A 17,199-nucleotide genomic window follows, 5' to 3' on the forward strand; every position below is an offset into this window, starting at 1 on the left:
CTGCATGGCCTTTTCAAAACCATTTCCTGAGGATTTCCTGTGGGGCGGCGCGACCGCCGCGAACCAGCTTGAAGGCGCGTGGAACGTGGACGGCAAGGGGTTGTCGGTCTCAGACGTTTACACCTTTGATGTCAGCACGCCGAAAGAACGCTGGCTCGATCAGTGGCTCGGCATGACCCACCGCCAGGTGGCCGAAGCGCAGGATCCGGCCAGCACGAAGTATTACCCCAAGCGCAAGGGCAACGATTTCTATCACCGTTATGAAGAAGATATCGCGCTGTTCGCCGAAATGGGCTTTAAATGCTTTCGCATGTCGATCGCCTGGACGCGTATTTTCCCGCGCGGCGACGAGACCGAGCCGAATGAAGCGGGCCTGGCCTTCTACGATCGCGTCTTCGACACGCTGTTAAAACATAACATTGAGCCGATTGTGTCGCTCTCGCACTACGAGATGCCGCTCGCGCTGGTGACCGACTACGGCGGCTGGCCCAACCGCCAGCTGGTGGATTTCTACGTGCGCTTCGCCACCGCCGTTTTCACCCGCTATCGCAAGAAGGTCAAATACTGGATGACCTTTAACGAGATCAACTGCGTGAAGCACCACCCGTATGTCAGCGTCGGGGTGATTGAAGAGAACCATCCGCATCTTGAACAGGCGAAATACCAGGGCGCGCACCATCAGTTTGTGGCGAGCGCGCTCGCGACCAAAGCGTGCCACGAGATAATCCCCGGCTCGCAGGTGGGCTGCATGATAAGTTACCAGATGCTCTACCCCCACACCTGCCATCCGGACGACTTACAGGCCTGCGAAGAGGAGCAGCGCGTCTCGCTGTTTTTCAGTGATGTCCAGGCGCGCGGCTACTACCCGGCCTGGACCGAGCGGATGTTCGCCGAGAAAAACGTCCGGCTGGAAAAAGCGTTGGGCGACGATGAGATTTTGCGTCTCTACCCGGTCGATTACGTGTCGTTCAGCTACTACATGTCGAGTACCGTCAGCGCGCACCCGGAGCAGCTTGAAGGCGTGACCGGCAATCTTATCACCGGCGGCATCCGTAACCCGTACCTGCCGCAGAGCGACTGGGGCTGGCAGATTGATCCGCAGGGGCTGCGCCTTGCGCTAAACCAGCTCTATGACCGCTACCAGAAGCCGCTGTTTATCGCCGAAAACGGCCTCGGCGCGCTCGATTCGCCCGCACCTGACGGCACGATTAACGACGATTACCGCATCGAATATCTGCGCCAGCATATCGGGCAGATGCAGGAGGCGCTCGCCGACGGCGTGAAGCTCTTCGGTTACACCTGGTGGGGGCCCATTGACGTCGTGAGCGCCGGCACCGCGCAGATCTCCAAGCGTTACGGTTTTATCTACGTTGATCAGGATGATATGGGCAACGGCAGCCAGGCGCGGTCGCGCAAAAAGAGTTTCCACTGGTACAAAAAAGTCATCGCCACAAACGGCGCGGATCTCAGCGATTAAGGAGCAGACATGGCAACGTTTCCGGAACACTTTTTATGGGGCGGCGCTATCGCCGCGAATCAGGCCGAAGGGGCGTGGAATGAGGACGGCAAAGGGCCGTCCATCGCGGATGTGGTGCGCGGCGGCATTATCTCCGGCAGGCACGACGCGGCGGTCGATCCGTCTCTCTATTACGCGAGCCATGAGGCCATCGATTTTTATCATCGCTATAAAGAAGACGTGGCGCTGTTTGCCGAAATGGGTTTCCAGTGTTTTCGCACGTCGATTGCCTGGTCGCGGATTTTTCCACGCGGCGATGAGACGGAGCCAAACGAGGCGGGGCTCGCGTTTTATGACGCGCTGTTTGACGAACTGCTGAAATATGGCATCGAGCCGGTCATCACCCTCTCCCACTACGAAACGCCGCTGGCGCTGTTTGAGGAGTACGGCGGCTGGAAGAATCGCGCGCTTATCGCGTTCTTTACCCGCTACTGCGAGACGGTGTTTCGCCGCTATCAGCATAAGGTCAAATACTGGATGACCTTTAACGAGCTGAACAACATGAACCGCATTCCGTTCGCCACCGGCGCGGTGGCGGCTGGCGCGTCGGCGCAGGAGATTTACCAGGCGAACCATCACCAGTTTGTCGCCAACGCGCTCGCCAATAAGCTGTGCCACGAGATTATCCCGCAGGCGAAAATCGGCTGCATGCTGTCGCTCAGTACCGCCTATCCGGCGACCTGCCACCCGGACGATATGTTGGCGACCTACCAGTTGCGCCGCCGTTCGCTCTTTTACGCCGACGTGATGATGCGCGGCCGCTATCCGGCCTACGCGAAGCGCCTGTTTCGCGATAACGACATTGATCTCGAAATCCACCCCGGCGATACCGAACTGCTGGCGCAATACCCGTCGGATTATCTTGGCTTTAGCTATTACCGCAGCGTCCTGCATCGCGCAGGCGCGCAACTGCGCGTCGACACCGGCGGCGCGATGGGCGAAGACAATCCCTGTCTTGAAAAGACGGCATGGGGCTGGCCGATTGATCCGGTCGGTCTGCGGCTGGTGTGTAACGAGCTTAGCGACCGCTACGAGAAGCCGCTGTTTATCGTCGAGAACGGCTACGGCGGCGATGACATCGCCGATGCACACGGCGAGTTCAACGACGAGGCGCGTATCGCCTATGGCCGCGCGCATATCCAGCAGATGGCCGAGGCGGTGGCGGATGGCTGCGACATCATGGGTTACACCTGGTGGGGGCCGATTGATATCGTGAGCGCCGGCACGGGCGAGATGAAAAAGCGCTACGGGTTTATTTATGTCGATAAAGACAACGACGGCAATGGCACCCTGGCGCGGCGCAAGAAGCGCAGCTTTGCGTGGTATCAACAGGTGATAGCCAGTAACGGCGAACAGCTTTAACGCGGCGGACTGGCGGCTGGGGTCAGCGCCGCATCCCCGCCATCAGCGCCACAAAAAAGGGGGCGAGCACGCGCCCCCTGCTATTTATCACGATGAAACGCAAATCCCTATACCGATAAGGCGCCTTAGCGCAGCGCCATCCGCCATCACTACCCGCTACTTCAATTCCGGCCAATACGCTTTATTCGCCTCGATTAACGCATCCAGCACTTTGCGCGCTTTCTTCGCGTCCACCACGGTGCGGTTGAGCGTCAACGCCATCAGCGCTTTGGTGTAAGAGCCTTCCAGATACGCCTCCACCGTCAGCCGCTCGTAGGCGTACTGCTGCTCAATTAAACCTTTATAGAAGGTTGGGATTTTACCCACGCCAAACGGACGCGGGCCGTTGGCCCCCATTTGCGCCGCCACCTCCACCATCACGTCATTATCGAGATTCGCCACCAGGCCATTATTTTCCACCATCACGATAAATATCTTCTTCAGGTTGAAGGCTATCGATTCGGCCAGCTCGACAATCATGTCGCCGTGGGCGTCGTTGTGCACCACATGGACGTTTTTGGTGGTGCCTTCCGCCACTGCGGTGCGGCACTCGTCAAACACCCGCTTCTCACGCCCGTTAATCACTTCGTTGGCGCGGGTGTAATTCGGGTCCAGCTTGCTGAGCTTGTAATCCGGGTAAAGGTAATATTGCAGATAGGTGTTGGGCAGATAATCCGGGAAATCGTTCAGCATATCCGCCACCACCGCGTAGGTGTCGAGCCACGAGGCGTCGCGCTGCTCGGCATCCACCGGCTTAAAGCCGTTGCTGCGAATAATCGACTTCAGCTCCGGCACCAGATCCTGCCCGGTCTCGTCATACAGATGCGTAAACCAGCCGAAGTGGTTAAGGCCGAAGTAGACCGGTTCGAAGGTTTCCGGGTCGCGGCCCAGCAGACGACCATAGGAGCGCAGCAGGTTCACCGGCTGGTCGCAGATATTGATAATCCGCTCATCTTTCGGAAAGCACTTTTTCAGCGCGTCGGCCACAATCGCCGCCGGGTTGGTATAGTTTAAAATCCACGCCTGCGGCGAGCGCTCGCGCACGTCGTTCACCAGCTTAATCATGTCGCCGATGGAGCGCATGCCGTAGGCAAACCCGCCGGGGCCGCAGGTCTCCTGGCCGATAACGCCGAGGCTCAACGGAATTTTTTCATCTTTTTCACGCATCGCGTAGCCGCCGGTGCGCATCTGACAGAAGATGAAATCCATCTCGTGAAACGCGACATCTTTATCCGTGGTGTAGACAAAATCGAGTTGCGGATATTCCTCGCGAAACAGCACCTTCGCGTACTCGCCAATCACCGCCTGGCGTTCGGCGTTCACATCGAACATAACGAGCCGCCCCAGCGGCAGACGCGTTTTCAGCTTGCACAGCGCTTTCAGTAAGCCCGGCGTCCAGGTGGAACCCCCACCGACTAAAACGATATTAAAAGTCTTTTGCATAATATGGCTCTCTTACGGCTGTTGGACGAGTAAGTTCTGTTTCACCCGGCTGGCGATACCTTCCACCTGCGGGCCATAGATAATCTGAATGTCGTTCTGGCTGGCATGGACGATGCCGCTGGCGCCGGTCTGCATCAGCGCGGGCTCGTCAATTTTCTGCATATCCGCCACCCGCACGCGCAGGCGGGTAAAGCAGCAGTCCACGGCCTGAATGTTGTCGCGACCGCCCAGACCATCGATTATCTGCGCGGTCGCGCCGCTGGCCGAGGGGGTAGCGGCAGGCGCGCGACGGTCATCCTCTTCGCGCCCCGGCGTGCGGGCGTTAAAGCGCAGGATGACCCAGCGGAACGTGAAGTAATACACCGGCGCCCAGATGGCCCCCAGCAGCAGGCTGAACCACCATGCGGTCTTTGCGCCGCCCAGGATGCCGAAGACGGTTAAGTCAATAATTCCGCCCTGCACATTGCCTATCATCACGCCCAGCAGTTGCGAACAGGCGAAGGAAAGGCCGGTCATGACGGCGTGAAAAATAAACAGCAGCGGGGAGACGAAAATAAAGCTGAACTCCAGCGGCTCGGTGATGCCGGTCGTAAAGGACGCCAGCGCGCCCGCCATCATCAGCGCCTTAACGCGCTGCTTGTGTTCCGGTTTCGCGCAGCGGTAAATCGCCAGCGCCGCGGCAGGCAGGCCGAACATCATCACCGGGATTTTGCCCTGCGCCAGAAAGCGCGTGGCCTCACGCACCACATCGCCCGCCAGCTCGCCTGGGTGGGAGAGCGAATAGTTAAAGATGGTGAGCGCGCCGATGATGCTTTCGTTATCGACATGCACCATGCCGCCCACTGGCGTGAAGCGCACCGTTTCATTGAGAATGTGATGCAGCCCGGTTGGGATCAACAGACGCTCGGTAAAGGCGTAAAAGAATGTCCCCGCCGCGCCCGCGTGGCCAATAAACTCGCCGAGACGGATAATGCCGCTCGCCACCACCGGCCAGATAAACGACAGCAGCACGCCGACGCACGGCAGCACTACAACGGTCACGATAGGCACGAAGCGCCGCCCGCCGAAATACGCGATCGCGGCGGGCAGTTCGATGGTGTAAAAGCGGTTATGCAGCAGCACGGTGACAATGCCTGCGATCACCCCGCCCAGGACGCTCATCTGGTAAGAGAAAATCCCGAGCGTGTTAGCGAATTCCGCGGCGTACATCACCGCTTCGGTCTGGCTGTAGCCCTTTTCCATAAAGGCGCTCACCGACGTCGTCGCGGGCGTCAGGCCCTGCGCCGTCAGACTGAAATTTACGCCGACGTGCAGCGTGATAAAACCAATGACCGCCGCGAGCGCCGCGGTCGGCTTTTCATCGCGCGCCAGCCCCACCGCCGCCGCGATGGCGAACAGCAGCGGCAGGTTGCCGAACAGCGCGCCCGCCACCTTGCGGATAAATCCAATCGCGTGCTGCATCGCCTGCGCATTCAGCAGCGCCTCGCTGACGATGGCCGGATTCTGCAACGCCGCGGCGAGGCCGAGGAAAATACCGGCCGCCGCGATCACCGAAATCGGCATCATCAGCGCCTTGCCTAAATCCTGAACAAATTCACCTGCCCGACTCATACGCGGCTCCCTTTACCAAGAGAAATGCTTAATGACCAACGATGAGGGGATTATAGGCTGCTAACTTGTATAGTTGTCTATACAAGTTAGCAGGAAACAGAGGTTGATCACAAAACGCGCAGCGCTGGCGCGTGGCGCTAGGGGCGACTGGCAGTCAGGGTGAAGAGATAATGCTGTTGATTGTAATAGATTTCAGAGACTTCAAAGGGGGTGCCAAGCGTCAGCCAGGCGACAGAGGTCGCATGCAGAACGGGCTCCTCGCGTTGCAGACCGAGCATGTCCCGCACCTCGCGTGACGGCAGTTCGGCGCGGATCTGCTTTTCACTGTGGGCGACAGCAAAGCCTTTACGGCTAATGTAGGCATATTTGGAGGCGTTGAGATCCGCCTCGCTCAGATCGTCGAATGGCGCGCTTATCATCCAGGAGATTTCAAAGACGAACGGCACGTCGCCGAGCAGGCGCAGGCGTTTCATAAACCAGAGCGGTTCCCCTGCGGAAATGGCAAGTTGCGCGGCCAGCGCGTCACTGGCGCGGGTGCGTTCAAGGCAGATAAGGCGGTTGGTCATCGGCGCGTCAAGGCCGGTGGCCGCTTCGCTGGAGGAGAGGTGCCGGTCGAGCGGCAGCGCGATGCGCAGCGGAGCGCTGTCGCGGGTAACGAACGTGCCCTGACCGCGGCGGCGCTCCACTTTGCCCTGGCGCACCAGGTAATCGACGGCTTTACGGGCGGTCATCCGGGCAATGCCGAACTGCTGGCAGAGCGCCGTTTCCGACGGCAGCGCGTCACCAGGGCGCAATGCGCCAGACTGGATCTGCGCCGTCAAAAACTGTTCGACCTGTAAATACACCGGCGTGGTGGAGTGCTTATCGATCATCGCAACGGGCTCCCGCAACAGACTGCGGGGTATGTTAGCTACCCCGCATCAGACTGGCAACGTCCGCGGATTATTCCCCGGACGCTTTACGCGGTGCGCGACGGGTGCGCGGCTTCGCGCCAGCCGGACGGTTGCCCTCGCCGCCCGGACGACGCGGACGGTCACCTGACGGACGATTGCCTTCACCACCCTGACGGCGCGAACGCTCGCCAGACGGCCGATTGCCTTCGCCATCCTGACGGCGCGAACGCTCGCCAGACGAACGATTGCCGTCGCCATCCTGACGGCGCGGCTGGCCCTGACCACGACCGCCGCCGCCCTGACCGCCGCGACCGCCGCGGCCCTGACGACCGTTAACGATAGGCTCCGCCGGGATAGACGGGTCCGGCTCATAGCCCGGGATGGCCATACGCGGGATTTCACGCTTCAGCACGCGTTCAATATCGCGCAGCAGTTTGTGCTCATCGACGCACACCAGTGAGAGCGCCTCGCCGGTCGCGGCGGCGCGTCCGGTACGACCAATACGGTGAACGTAATCTTCCGGCACGTTCGGCAGCTCGTAGTTCACTACGTGCGGCAGCTCTTCGATGTCAATACCGCGCGCGGCGATGTCAGTCGCTACCAGCACGCGAATGCCGCCGGTCTTGAAATCCGCCAGCGCGCGGGTACGGGCGCCCTGGCTCTTGTTGCCGTGGATAGCCGCGGCGGTGATGCCGTCTTTATTAAGCTGCTCGGCCAGATGGTTAGCGCCGTGCTTGGTGCGGGTAAACACCAGCACCTGCTGCCAGTTGCCATCGCCAATCAGGTAAGAAAGCAGTTCCCGCTTACGTTTTTTATCAACGAAATGCACATGCTGCGTCACCTGCCCGGAGGCGGTGTTGCGGCGCGCCACAGCCACTTCTTCCGGATTGCGCAGCAGTTTTTCCGCCAGCGCTTTGATGTCATCGGAGAAGGTGGCGGAGAACAGCAGGTTCTGACGCTTCGCCGGCAGCTTCGCCAGCACGCGACGAATGTCGTGGATAAAGCCCATGTCGAGCATGCGGTCCGCTTCATCAAGCACCAGCACTTCGACCTGATCGAGCTTCACCGCGTTCTGGTGTTCAAGATCGAGCAGACGACCAGGAGTGGCGATAAGCACATCTACGCCGCCGCGCAGTTTCATCATCTGCGGGTTGATGCTCACGCCGCCAAATACCACCAGCGAGCGGATATCGAGATATTTGCTGTATTCGCGCACGTTCTCGCCCACCTGGGCTGCCAGTTCGCGCGTCGGGGTCAGGATCAGCGCGCGCACCGGGCGACGGCCCTGAGGGTGCGGCTGGCTGGTCGTCAGGCGCTGTAACAGCGGCAGCGTGAAGCCCGCGGTTTTGCCGGTGCCGGTCTGGGCGCTGGCCATCAAATCTTTGCCTGAAAGCACCACAGGAATGGCCTGGCGCTGGATCGGAGTCGGTTCATTGTAACCCTGCTCGGCAATGGCGCGCAGGATCTCAGGGCTTAAGCCCAGTGAATCAAAAGACATAATTATTCCTGACTCGTCCCGACCGCAAAGGGTGTAGTTTCAGGGAGTCTAATGGCCGTCTGGCCGGAGAGGGGACACAAACCACAATGTCGCTAAGGGGCGGAGTGTAACAGTTTTTGTGAGGCAGCGCATAAAATCTCGCGCGCCCCACCGTTCTCTGACGTGCCGCCTTTTTATGGGTTAGCGGCGCAGGCCATGTTTCGATGAAAAGTGGGCCGCATCGCGCTTGCGCTCTTTCACCAGCAGCGAGAGCAGCGCCGGGCCTGCCAGGATTATGATGCCCGCGAGCGCCAGCAGCAAATTATTTTGCAGCACGCGCGAGAGCAGCCAGAGCGCAATCAGCGCCGCGCCAAAATACCAGGTCGTGGTGAGCTCTTCCAGAAAATCGCCTACTTCACGCCAGACGCCGTCGTGATGGCGCTGAAACGCCAGCATCAGCGCGACCGTCAGCGCGTACAGCGCGCATAACAGCAGCCCGATTTTCACCAGCGCCCCGCTCATCCAGCCCACCACCAGCAGCGCCACGACCGCCAGATGCAGCATAATCTGCCAGCAGCTTAAGCCTGTCGCCACGCGAATATATTGTTGCCACTTCATGGCCGCACTCCTGTGGGATTTTTCACTCATTCTTCAGAGTACCGCAGTTTACGGAAAATTCCGTATCCCCGGCGCTTTTTGTGACTGGGACTACACTTTACTGACATCAGGAGAATAAGAAGTGGCTGGGGAAACATGGCAGATAATACACAGCGATTTTCATTTAACGTTTTGACTATTAATACCCACAAGGGTTTTACCGCTTTTAACCGACGCTTTATTTTACCGGAACTGCGCGATGCGGTTCGCACGGTCTCGGCGGATATTGTCTGTCTCCAGGAAGTCATGGGCGCGCACGAGGTTCACCCGCTGCACGTCGAAAACTGGCCGGACACCACCCACTATGAATTTCTGGCCGACACGATGTGGAGCGATTACGCCTACGGGCGCAACGCCGTCTACCCGGAGGGGCATCATGGCAATGCCGTGCTGTCGCGCTACCCGATTGAGCATTACGAAAACCGCGACGTCTCGGTGCCCGGCACCGAAAAGCGCGGCGTGCTGCACTGCCGTATCACCCCGCCCGGCTTCCCGAAAGCCATTCATGTGATATGCGTTCATCTGGGGCTGAAAGAGGCGCACCGTCAGGCGCAGCTCGCCATGCTGGCGGAGCTGGTCAACAGCCTACCGGACGGCGAGCCGGTGGTGGTGGCTGGCGATTTTAATGACTGGCGCCAGCAGGCGAACCGCATTTTGCGCGCCCAGGCGGGGCTTGACGAGGTGTTCACCCGCGCTCACGGGCGTCCGGCGCGCACCTTCCCGGTAAGCTTCCCCCTGCTGCGTCTTGACCGGATCTATGTGAAAAACGCCTCGGCGAGCGCGCCGACCGCGCTGCCGCTGCGTAACTGGCGCCATCTTTCCGACCATGCCCCGCTGGCAGTGGAGATCCATCTATGAAAACAAACTGGCGTGACGGCAACCGCATTGAGTTGTTAGAGAACGGCGATGAATTTTATCCCGCCGTCTTTGAGGCGATAGATAACGCGCGCAGCAAAATCATTCTGGAAACCTTTATCTGGTTCGACGACAACGTCGGCCGTCAGTTGCATGAGGTCATCCTGCGCGCCGCACAGCGCGGCGTCAGCGTCGAAGTGCTGCTGGACGGCTACGGCTCGCCGGATCTCAGCGACGAGTTCGTCGGCACCCTCACCTCGGCGGGCGTAACGTTCCGCTATTACGATCCGCGCCCGCGCACGATGGGCATGCGCACGAATGTGTTCCGCCGTATGCATCGCAAAATTGTGGTGATCGACGGCGAAGTGGCGTTCGTCGGCGGGATTAACTACTCCGCTGAACATATGAGCGATTATGGCCCGGAGGCGAAACAGGATTACGCGGTACGCGTCGAAGGCCCGGTGGTGCAGGACATTTATCAGTTTGTCCTCAGTAATCTTGGCGAAGAACAGGTGAGCCGCTGGTGGCAGCGCCATTATCAGCAGGCGGTGGATAACACGATGCCGGGCGAGGCGCAGGCGCTGTTTATCTGGCGCGACAATAACGATCATCGCGACGATATCGAGCGCCATTACCTGAAGATGCTGGCGAACGCTAAAAAAGAAGTGATTATCGCCAACGCCTATTTTTTCCCTGGCTACCGTCTGCTGCACGCCATGCGCAACGCCGCCCGCCGCGGCGTTAAGGTGAAGCTCATCGTGCAGGGTGAGCCGGATATGCCTATCGTTAAGGTAGGCGCGCGCCTGCTTTATAACTATCTGGTGAAGGGAGGCGTTGAAGTCTACGAATACCTGCGCCGTCCATTGCACGGCAAAGTGGCGCTGATGGACGATCACTGGGCGACGGTCGGCTCCAGTAACCTCGACCCGCTGAGCCTGTCGCTTAATCTGGAGGCGAATCTGATTATTCACGATACGCAGTTCAACCAGACCCTGCGCGACAACCTGACGCGCCTTATCCGCGAAGACTGTAAACAGGTGGATGAGAGCATGATGCCGAAACGCACCTGGTGGAATCTCACCAAGAGCGTCATCGTGTTCCACTTCCTGCGCCACTTCCCGGCAATGGTGGGCTGGCTGCCCGCCCATACGCCGAAGCTCGCGCAGGTGCCGCCGCCGGTACAACCTGAAATCGAAACCCAGGACCGGGTCGAGACTGAAAATCCGGGAGTGAAACCGTAATGGCGAAATCGCATTCGAAGTGGCGTCTGACGAAGAAGATCCTGACATGGCTGTTTTTTATCGCTGTCGTCGTGCTGATTGTGATGTACGCGCAGAAAGTCGACTGGGAGGAGGTGTGGAAGGTTATCAAAAACTACAACCGCACCGCCCTGCTCATCTCGGTGGCGCTGGTTATCGTGAGTTATCTGCTTTACGGCTGCTACGACCTGCTCGGCCGCGCCTACTGCGGCCATAAGCTCGCCAAGCGGCAGGTGATGCTGGTGTCGTTCGTCTGTTACGCATTCAACCTGACGCTGAGTACGTGGGTAGGCGGCGTGGGGATGCGCTACCGGCTCTACTCGCGCCTCGGGCTGCCGGGCAGTACGATTACGCGTATTTTCTCCCTGAGCATTACCACCAACTGGCTCGGTTATATTCTGCTGGGCGGCGTGATTTTCACTTTCGGCGTGGTGAAGCTTCCTGAGCACTGGTATATCGACGAGATGACGCTGCGCATTATCGGCGTGGCGCTGCTCGCCGTGATTGCGGTGTATATGTGGTTCTGCGCCTTCGCGAAGCGCCGCCATGTGACGATAAAAGGCCAGAAGCTGGTGTTGCCGTCGTGGAAATTTGCTATCGCCCAGATGGTGATTTCCAGCGCCAACTGGATGGCGATGGGCGCGATTATCTGGCTGCTGCTGGGCCAGGAGATCAACTATTTCTTTGTGCTGGGCGTACTGCTGGTGAGCAGTATCGCGGGGGTGATTATCCATATCCCGGCAGGTATCGGCGTGCTGGAGGCGGTGTTTATCGCGCTGCTTGGCGGCGAGCACATCAGCCACGGCGCGATTATCGCGGCGCTTCTCGCCTACCGTATGCTCTATTTCTTCGCCCCGCTGCTGCTGGCTATCATTTTCTACCTTGTGCTTGAGAGCCGTGCGAAGAAACTGCGCGCCAAAAACGAGAAGCAGCTCGCGAAAGCGCAGCAGTCCGGTGAGGCGCAAGAGGAGAACGGCGAGCCGCCGCTGAAGCTTGCAAAAGAGAAGTGAGGTACGACGGCGGGTGGCGCGTGGTTTACCCGCTCTACCCAGGAAGGGCTTGTTGTATGCAGGGCGGGTAAGCGTCAGCGCGCCCGCCCCTCACCCGGCGCCCATAAAAAAACCCTCCGCAGAGGGTTTTTATTTGATGTGAAGCGCCGTTAGCGGCGGTTGCCGAAAATACGTAACAGCATCAGGAACAGGTTGATGAAATCGAGATACAGCGTCAGCGCGCCGAGAATCGAATATTTGCGCAGGTTCCCGCGGTCGCTCACGTCAATCTGCTCGCCCAGGGTTTTCAGCTTCTGCGTGTCATAGGCGGTAAGGCCCACAAACACGATAACGCCAATATAGGTGACCGCCCACATCAGCGCCGGGCTTTTCAGCCAGAAGTTCACCAGCGAAGCGATAATCAGCCCGATCAGCGCCATAAAGAGGATATTCCCCCAGCCGCTGAGATCGCGCTTGGTGGTGTAGCCGTACAGGCTCATCACGCCAAACATCCCCGCCGTCACCACAAAGGTGCTGGCAATCGAGGCGTAGGTATAGACCAGGAATATCGATGAGAGCGTCAAGCCGGTGAGCGCTGAATAGAGCATAAACAGCGCGGTGGCAACCGCCGGGCTGAGCTTATGTACCAGGCCTGAGAGAATAAACACCACGGCGAGCTGGGCGATAATCAACCCGAAGAACACAAACCGGCTTGAGAAGATGTACATCATCAGGTTTTCATTATTGGCTGAATACCAGGCGACAAACGCGGTCAGTAACAGACCACAGGTCATCCAGCCATACACCTGCGCCATAAAGGTTTGCAGCCCGGCGCGCGGCTGCACAATAGTTTGACTTGAGCGTGGGAATCGATCCATGACGCTGCCTCACTTATACGGTTAATGTGCGGTTAATGCGTGTCGAGACACACGATACGTGCGTCTCCCCTCCATTAAGCCTGGAACAAATCTCCGCCGATGTCATTACCAGCGCTGCGCCGCCTGCTGATCGCTGTCGCGCGCCTCGACCCAGCGGTCGCCGTCCGGCGTGGCTTCACGCTTCCAGAACGGCGCGCGCGTTTTCAGATAATCCATAATAAACTGCGCCGCCTCGAAAGCCTGGCTGCGGTGCGCGCCGGTCACGCCGACAAAAACGATTTCATCGCCCGGCCACAGTTCGCCCACGCGGTGGATCACGGACACACGCTGCAACGGCCAGCGCGCCCGCGCCTCCTGAACAATCTCCGTCAACGCTTTCTCAGTCATGCCCGGATAGTGCTCCAGCGTCAGCGCACGCACGCTGTCGCCGAGGTTGTGGTTACGCACTTTGCCGGTAAAGGTCACGACCGCGCCGTCTTCATCGCACTGCGCGAGCCACGCATACTCTTCGCCGACGCTGAAATTTTCATGGCCGACGCGAATGCGGGTATTGTTCATCTTAGCCTCCGGTCACGGGCGGGAAGAAGGCCACTTCGTCGCCGTCGGCGAGCGGATGGTCAAATGGCACCAGCGTCTGATTCACCGCCGCCAGCAGCTTGCCGGATTCCAGCGCCAGCGCGAAGCGCCCGCCGCGCGCCGCCAGATGTTGCCGCAACGCCTCGACGGTCGCGAAATCCGCCGCCACGCGCTCGGCATCCACGCCGGTCAGCTCGCGCACCTGCGCGAAAAAAAGCACGTTAATCATGGGCATCCACCTGAAAATCGCCCGATTTGCCGCCGCTTTTTGCCAGCAGCCGCACCGGGCCAATCACCATATCTTTCTGCACCGCTTTACACATGTCGTAGATGGTGAGCGCCGCCACCGAGGCGGCCGTCAGCGCTTCCATCTCAACGCCCGTTTTACCGGTAAGACGACACAGTGACTCAATACGCACGCGGCTGTGCGCTTCGTCCGCGAACAGCTGCACTTCCACTTTGCTTAACAGCAGCGGATGACAGAGCGGGATCAGCTCCCAGGTGCGCTTCGCCGCCTGGATACCCGCGATGCGCGCGGTGGCGAACACGTCGCCCTTGTGGTGGCTGCCGTTAACGATCATGGCCAGCGTCTCCGGGCGCATAGCGACAAACGCTTCAGCGCGCGCCTCGCGCACCGTTTCCGCTTTTCCGGAGACATCGACCATATGGGCTTCGCCGGCGGCGTTGATGTGGGTCAGTTGCGACATAACTTACTTCTTCAGATGAGGGTGAAAATTACACGGGCGCGTGCGGGCGTCGAGCTGCGGCGCGATGATGTTTTCCCAGGCCGTGCGGCAGGCGCGGGTAGAGCCCGGCATCGCGAAAATCAGGGTGTCGTTGGCAATCCCCGCCACCGCGCGCGACTGCATCATGGCCGTGCCTATCTCTTCAAACGAGAGCATACGGAACATTTCGCCGAAACCGGCGATTTCACGGTCGAACAGCGGCAGTAACGCCTCCGGCACCTGATCGCCTGCGGTAAAACCAGTACCGCCGTTAATCAGCACCACCTGTACGTCGTCGCTGGCTATCCAGCGCGACACCTCGGCGCGTATGGCGTAGCGGTTCTCTTTGACGATGGCTTTATCGACCACCTGATGTCCGGCCTCAATCGCCGCATCACGTAAAAAATGCCCGGAGGTGTCGTCATCTTCGCCGCGACGGCTGGAAACCGTAAGGATGGCGACGCGCGCCGGCAGAAACTCTGCGCTAACCTGACTCATAGTGACTCCTTGTGCGCGGCGTCAGCCGCCGATATAGGACAGATTCTGGGTGATGCCGGTATTGCCCTGATGCAGGAAATGGGTTTGCTTTTTACCGCGCAGCGCCTCTTCGATACGCGCCATCAGCGCCGCCTGCTGCCCTTCTTCGGCCAGCAGATCGCGCAGATCCACGCCGCCGTCGCCGAACAGGCACAGATGCAGCTTACCGATCGACGAGACGCGCAGGCGGTTGCAGCTGGCGCAGAAATCTTTCTCATACGGCATGATAAGCCCGATCTCACCGTCATAATCCGGATGGCAGAAGACCTGCGCCGGGCCGTCAGCGCGGCTGCGCAACTGGTGGATCCAGCCGCGTTTTAGCAACTCGTCGCGAATGGTCGCGCCCGAGATATGGTGCTGGCGGAACAGCTCGCTGCCCTCGCCCGTTTCCATCAGTTCAATAAAGCGTAGCTGGATGGGACGGGTTTTGATCCAGTTGAGAAAGGTATCGAGCTGGTGATGGTTCACGTCGCGCATCAGCACGGTGTTGACCTTCACTTTCGCGAAGCCTGCGTCAAAGGCGGCGTCAATGCCCGCCATCACCTGGCGGAATTTATCCTGGCCGGTGATGGCGTGAAACTGGCGGGCGTCGAGGCTGTCGACGCTGACGTTGACTGCCGTGAGTCCGGCGTCGCGCCACTGCGCGACGTCGCGCGCCAGGCGGTAGCCGTTGGTCGTCACGGCAATCTGGCGAATGGAGGGGTTTTCACGCACGGCGGCGATGATGTCGCAAAAATCGCGGCGCAACGACGGTTCGCCGCCGGTCAGTCGCACTTTTTCAGTGCCAAGGTTTGCGAACGCGCGCGTCACGCGGCGAATTTCATCGAGTGAAAGAAAACCGTTGTTGGTAACGCCGGCGGGCTTGTAGCCATCCGGCAGGCAGTAGGTGCAACGAAAGTTGCAAACGTCAGTCACTGACAGGCGTAAGTAATAGAACTTACGCGCAAACGCATCGGTAAGTTGAGAAGCCATGTACACCTTTCCAAATCGGGAGATGCAGTCATTTCTTCCTGCACCCTGGTGGCGTTTCGCCACGGCCAGAGCGCCATATTTTATTGAAAACGTAGGCGCAAAGGCTTGAGTGTCATATTCAGGTAATTAAACCTGCCAGCCGCGATAGTAGCGCGTTACGGCGTTTTTCGCCACGCGCGATTTCGCTATATAAATTTATATATAACGGCATTATTCCCGTTACGGGCACCAGAATACGCAAAACCCACGCTTTCACTTTGATGTGTGTCATTTTCGACGCCAGCCGATCGTTTTTCTGACGCTTTTCAGCTAACGTATGCGGGATCGATATAATAAGGATTAGGTATGCGCAATCGCACGTTTGCGGACCTCGACCGGGTGGTGGCACTCGGCGGCGGTCACGGTTTAGGACGCGTCATGTCCTCGCTCTCTTCTCTGGGGTCACGTCTGACAGGCATTGTCACCACGACCGATAACGGCGGCTCCACGGGCCGTATTCGTCGCTCGGAAGGCGGCATCGCCTGGGGCGATATGCGCAACTGTCTGAATCAGTTAATTACTGAACCGAGCGTCGCGTCGGCGATGTTTGAATACCGTTTTGGAGGTAATGGAGAACTTTCGGGGCATAACCTCGGAAATCTCATGTTAAAAGCGCTCGATCACCTGAGCGTGCGGCCTCTTGAGGCAATCAATCTCATTCGTAACCTGCTCAAAGTCGACGCGTTCCTGATCCCGATGTCCGAGCAGCCGGTGGATCTGATGGCTATCGATCGCGAAGACAACGAAGTCTATGGCGAGGTAAACATCGATTTATTGAGCCACCCGCCGAAAGAGCTGATGCTTTACCCGAGCGTCAAGGCGACGCGCGAGGCGGTGGAAGCGATTGGCGAGGCTGATTTAATTATCATTGGTCCCGGCAGCTTTTACACCAGCCTGATGCCGCTGCTGTTGCTGGACGATCTCGCGAAGGCGCTGCGCCGCACGCCTGCGCCGATGGTCTACATCGGCAATCTGGGGCGTGAGCTGAGCCCGGCCGCCGCCGCGCTGCGTCTGGAAGAAAAACTGGCGCTGATGGAAGCGCGTGTTGGCAAACGTGTCGTGGATGCGGTCGTCGTCGGCCCGAAGGTGGATGTCAGCGGGGCGCAGGACAGAATCATCATTCAGGAGCCGCTGGAAGCGAGCGATATTCCCTACCGCCACGACCGGCATCTCCTGCGCGTCGCGCTTGAAAAAGCGATTCAGGCGTTGGGGTGACCCCTGGCGTGGATGGGCGTGATGAGAAAGTGTGGGGTTTTACCGCCGCAACGGCGGGTGAGACCGGGGCTGTCGCGGGGCATGATGGCGGATGCGCTTACCCACCCTGCAAACGCCATGCTCTTTGTTCAATATCGCAGGGGTAAGCGAAGCACC

17 protein-coding genes and 1 riboswitch are annotated in these 17,199 nt (G+C 59.2%); of the genes, 6 read left to right on the plus strand and 11 right to left on the minus strand.

All coding sequences use genetic code 11. From position 1 onward, the window contains the following. Positions 1–4 precede the first annotated feature (4 nt). Together ascB and BJP61_RS14945 are read left to right on the plus strand one after the other, a co-directional pair. Positions 5–1,477, plus strand: a complete 1,473-nt coding sequence (ascB, locus tag BJP61_RS14940; RefSeq protein WP_161581834.1) for a 6-phospho-beta-glucosidase — start codon at positions 5–7, stop codon at positions 1,475–1,477. 9 nt (positions 1,478–1,486) lie between these two features. Further along, positions 1,487–2,878, plus strand: coding sequence for a family 1 glycosylhydrolase (locus BJP61_RS14945; protein ID WP_171998624.1), 1,392 nt, complete (start codon positions 1,487–1,489; stop codon positions 2,876–2,878). Positions 2,879–3,034: 156 nt separating this feature from the next. On the opposite strand, the gene BJP61_RS14950 is transcribed toward BJP61_RS14945, so the two are convergent. From BJP61_RS14950 to BJP61_RS14970, 5 genes are all read right to left on the minus strand, one after another. Then, entirely contained in the window at positions 3,035–4,360 is a 1,326-nt protein-coding gene (locus tag BJP61_RS14950; RefSeq protein ID WP_171998625.1) for a 6-phospho-alpha-glucosidase, read from the minus strand. 12 nt (positions 4,361–4,372) lie between these two features. After that, positions 4,373–5,971, minus strand: coding sequence for a PTS transporter subunit EIIC (locus BJP61_RS14955; protein ID WP_038863997.1), 1,599 nt, complete (start codon positions 5,969–5,971; stop codon positions 4,373–4,375). Positions 5,972–6,108: 137 nt separating this feature from the next. Further along, a complete protein-coding gene (locus BJP61_RS14960) occupies positions 6,109–6,843 on the minus strand; it encodes a GntR family transcriptional regulator (RefSeq protein ID WP_038863998.1) in 735 nt (244 codons plus the stop codon). 70 nt (positions 6,844–6,913) lie between these two features. Further along, positions 6,914–8,362 (minus strand): ATP-dependent RNA helicase RhlE, encoded by a 1,449-nt coding sequence (rhlE, locus tag BJP61_RS14965; RefSeq protein WP_038863999.1) that lies wholly within the window; start codon positions 8,360–8,362, stop codon positions 6,914–6,916. Positions 8,363–8,542: 180 nt separating this feature from the next. Next, entirely contained in the window at positions 8,543–8,959 is a 417-nt protein-coding gene (locus BJP61_RS14970) for a YbhQ family protein (protein ID WP_171998626.1), read from the minus strand. A 135-nt stretch (positions 8,960–9,094) separates the two neighbouring features. Between BJP61_RS14970 and BJP61_RS14975 the strand changes: the two genes are divergently transcribed. The 3 genes from BJP61_RS14975 to BJP61_RS14985 are packed head-to-tail and all read left to right on the plus strand — an operon-like array spanning position 9,095 to position 12,122. After that, positions 9,095–9,856 (plus strand): endonuclease/exonuclease/phosphatase family protein, encoded by a 762-nt coding sequence (locus BJP61_RS14975; protein ID WP_038864003.1) that lies wholly within the window; start codon positions 9,095–9,097, stop codon positions 9,854–9,856. Continuing rightward, on the plus strand, positions 9,853–11,094 hold the full coding sequence (gene clsB / locus BJP61_RS14980) for a cardiolipin synthase ClsB (protein WP_038864004.1): 1,242 nt from the start codon (positions 9,853–9,855) through the stop codon (positions 11,092–11,094). Before BJP61_RS14975 ends, clsB begins: the two co-directional genes overlap by 4 nt. Continuing rightward, positions 11,094–12,122: a YbhN family protein gene (locus tag BJP61_RS14985; RefSeq protein WP_161581838.1), complete on the plus strand. Its 1,029-nt coding sequence runs from the start codon at positions 11,094–11,096 to the stop codon at positions 12,120–12,122. Before clsB ends, BJP61_RS14985 begins: the two co-directional genes overlap by 1 nt. A gap of 149 nt (positions 12,123–12,271) precedes the next feature. On the opposite strand, the gene BJP61_RS14990 is transcribed toward BJP61_RS14985, so the two are convergent. The 6 genes from BJP61_RS14990 to moaA all read right to left on the minus strand — a co-directional run bounded on the left by BJP61_RS14990 (position 12,272) and on the right by moaA (position 15,789). Next, entirely contained in the window at positions 12,272–12,979 is a 708-nt protein-coding gene (locus tag BJP61_RS14990; protein ID WP_038864012.1) for a Bax inhibitor-1/YccA family protein, read from the minus strand. A 105-nt stretch (positions 12,980–13,084) separates the two neighbouring features. Continuing rightward, positions 13,085–13,537, minus strand: coding sequence for a molybdopterin synthase catalytic subunit MoaE (moaE, locus tag BJP61_RS14995; protein ID WP_171998627.1), 453 nt, complete (start codon positions 13,535–13,537; stop codon positions 13,085–13,087). Position 13,538: 1 nt separating this feature from the next. Beyond that, on the minus strand, positions 13,539–13,784 hold the full coding sequence (moaD, locus tag BJP61_RS15000) for a molybdopterin synthase sulfur carrier subunit (protein WP_038864015.1): 246 nt from the start codon (positions 13,782–13,784) through the stop codon (positions 13,539–13,541). Beyond that, on the minus strand, positions 13,777–14,262 hold the full coding sequence (gene moaC, locus BJP61_RS15005; protein ID WP_038864018.1) for a cyclic pyranopterin monophosphate synthase MoaC: 486 nt from the start codon (positions 14,260–14,262) through the stop codon (positions 13,777–13,779). The genes moaD and moaC overlap by 8 nt, the downstream gene beginning before the upstream one ends. A gap of 3 nt (positions 14,263–14,265) precedes the next feature. Then, positions 14,266–14,778 carry a molybdenum cofactor biosynthesis protein B gene (gene moaB / locus BJP61_RS15010; RefSeq protein WP_038864019.1) on the minus strand — a complete coding sequence of 171 codons (513 nt, stop codon included), beginning with the start codon at positions 14,776–14,778 and terminating at the stop codon, positions 14,266–14,268. 21 nt (positions 14,779–14,799) lie between these two features. After that, the gene (moaA, locus tag BJP61_RS15015) at positions 14,800–15,789 is read right to left on the minus strand and encodes a GTP 3',8-cyclase MoaA (protein WP_171998628.1); all 990 of its coding nucleotides are present in this window, start codon (positions 15,787–15,789) and stop codon (positions 14,800–14,802) included. After that, positions 15,777–15,913, minus strand: a riboswitch (molybdenum cofactor riboswitch). Its footprint overlaps the gene before it by 13 nt. 221 nt (positions 15,914–16,134) lie before the next feature. Between moaA and yvcK the strand changes: the two genes are divergently transcribed. Beyond that, a complete protein-coding gene (gene yvcK / locus BJP61_RS15020) occupies positions 16,135–17,043 on the plus strand; it encodes a uridine diphosphate-N-acetylglucosamine-binding protein YvcK (protein WP_171998629.1) in 909 nt (302 codons plus the stop codon). The last annotated feature ends 156 nt before the right edge of the window (positions 17,044–17,199 follow it).

It is taken from the genome of Cronobacter sp. JZ38, assembly GCF_008932145.1.
Classification (GTDB): Bacteria; Pseudomonadota; Gammaproteobacteria; order Enterobacterales; family Enterobacteriaceae; genus Cronobacter; species Cronobacter muytjensii.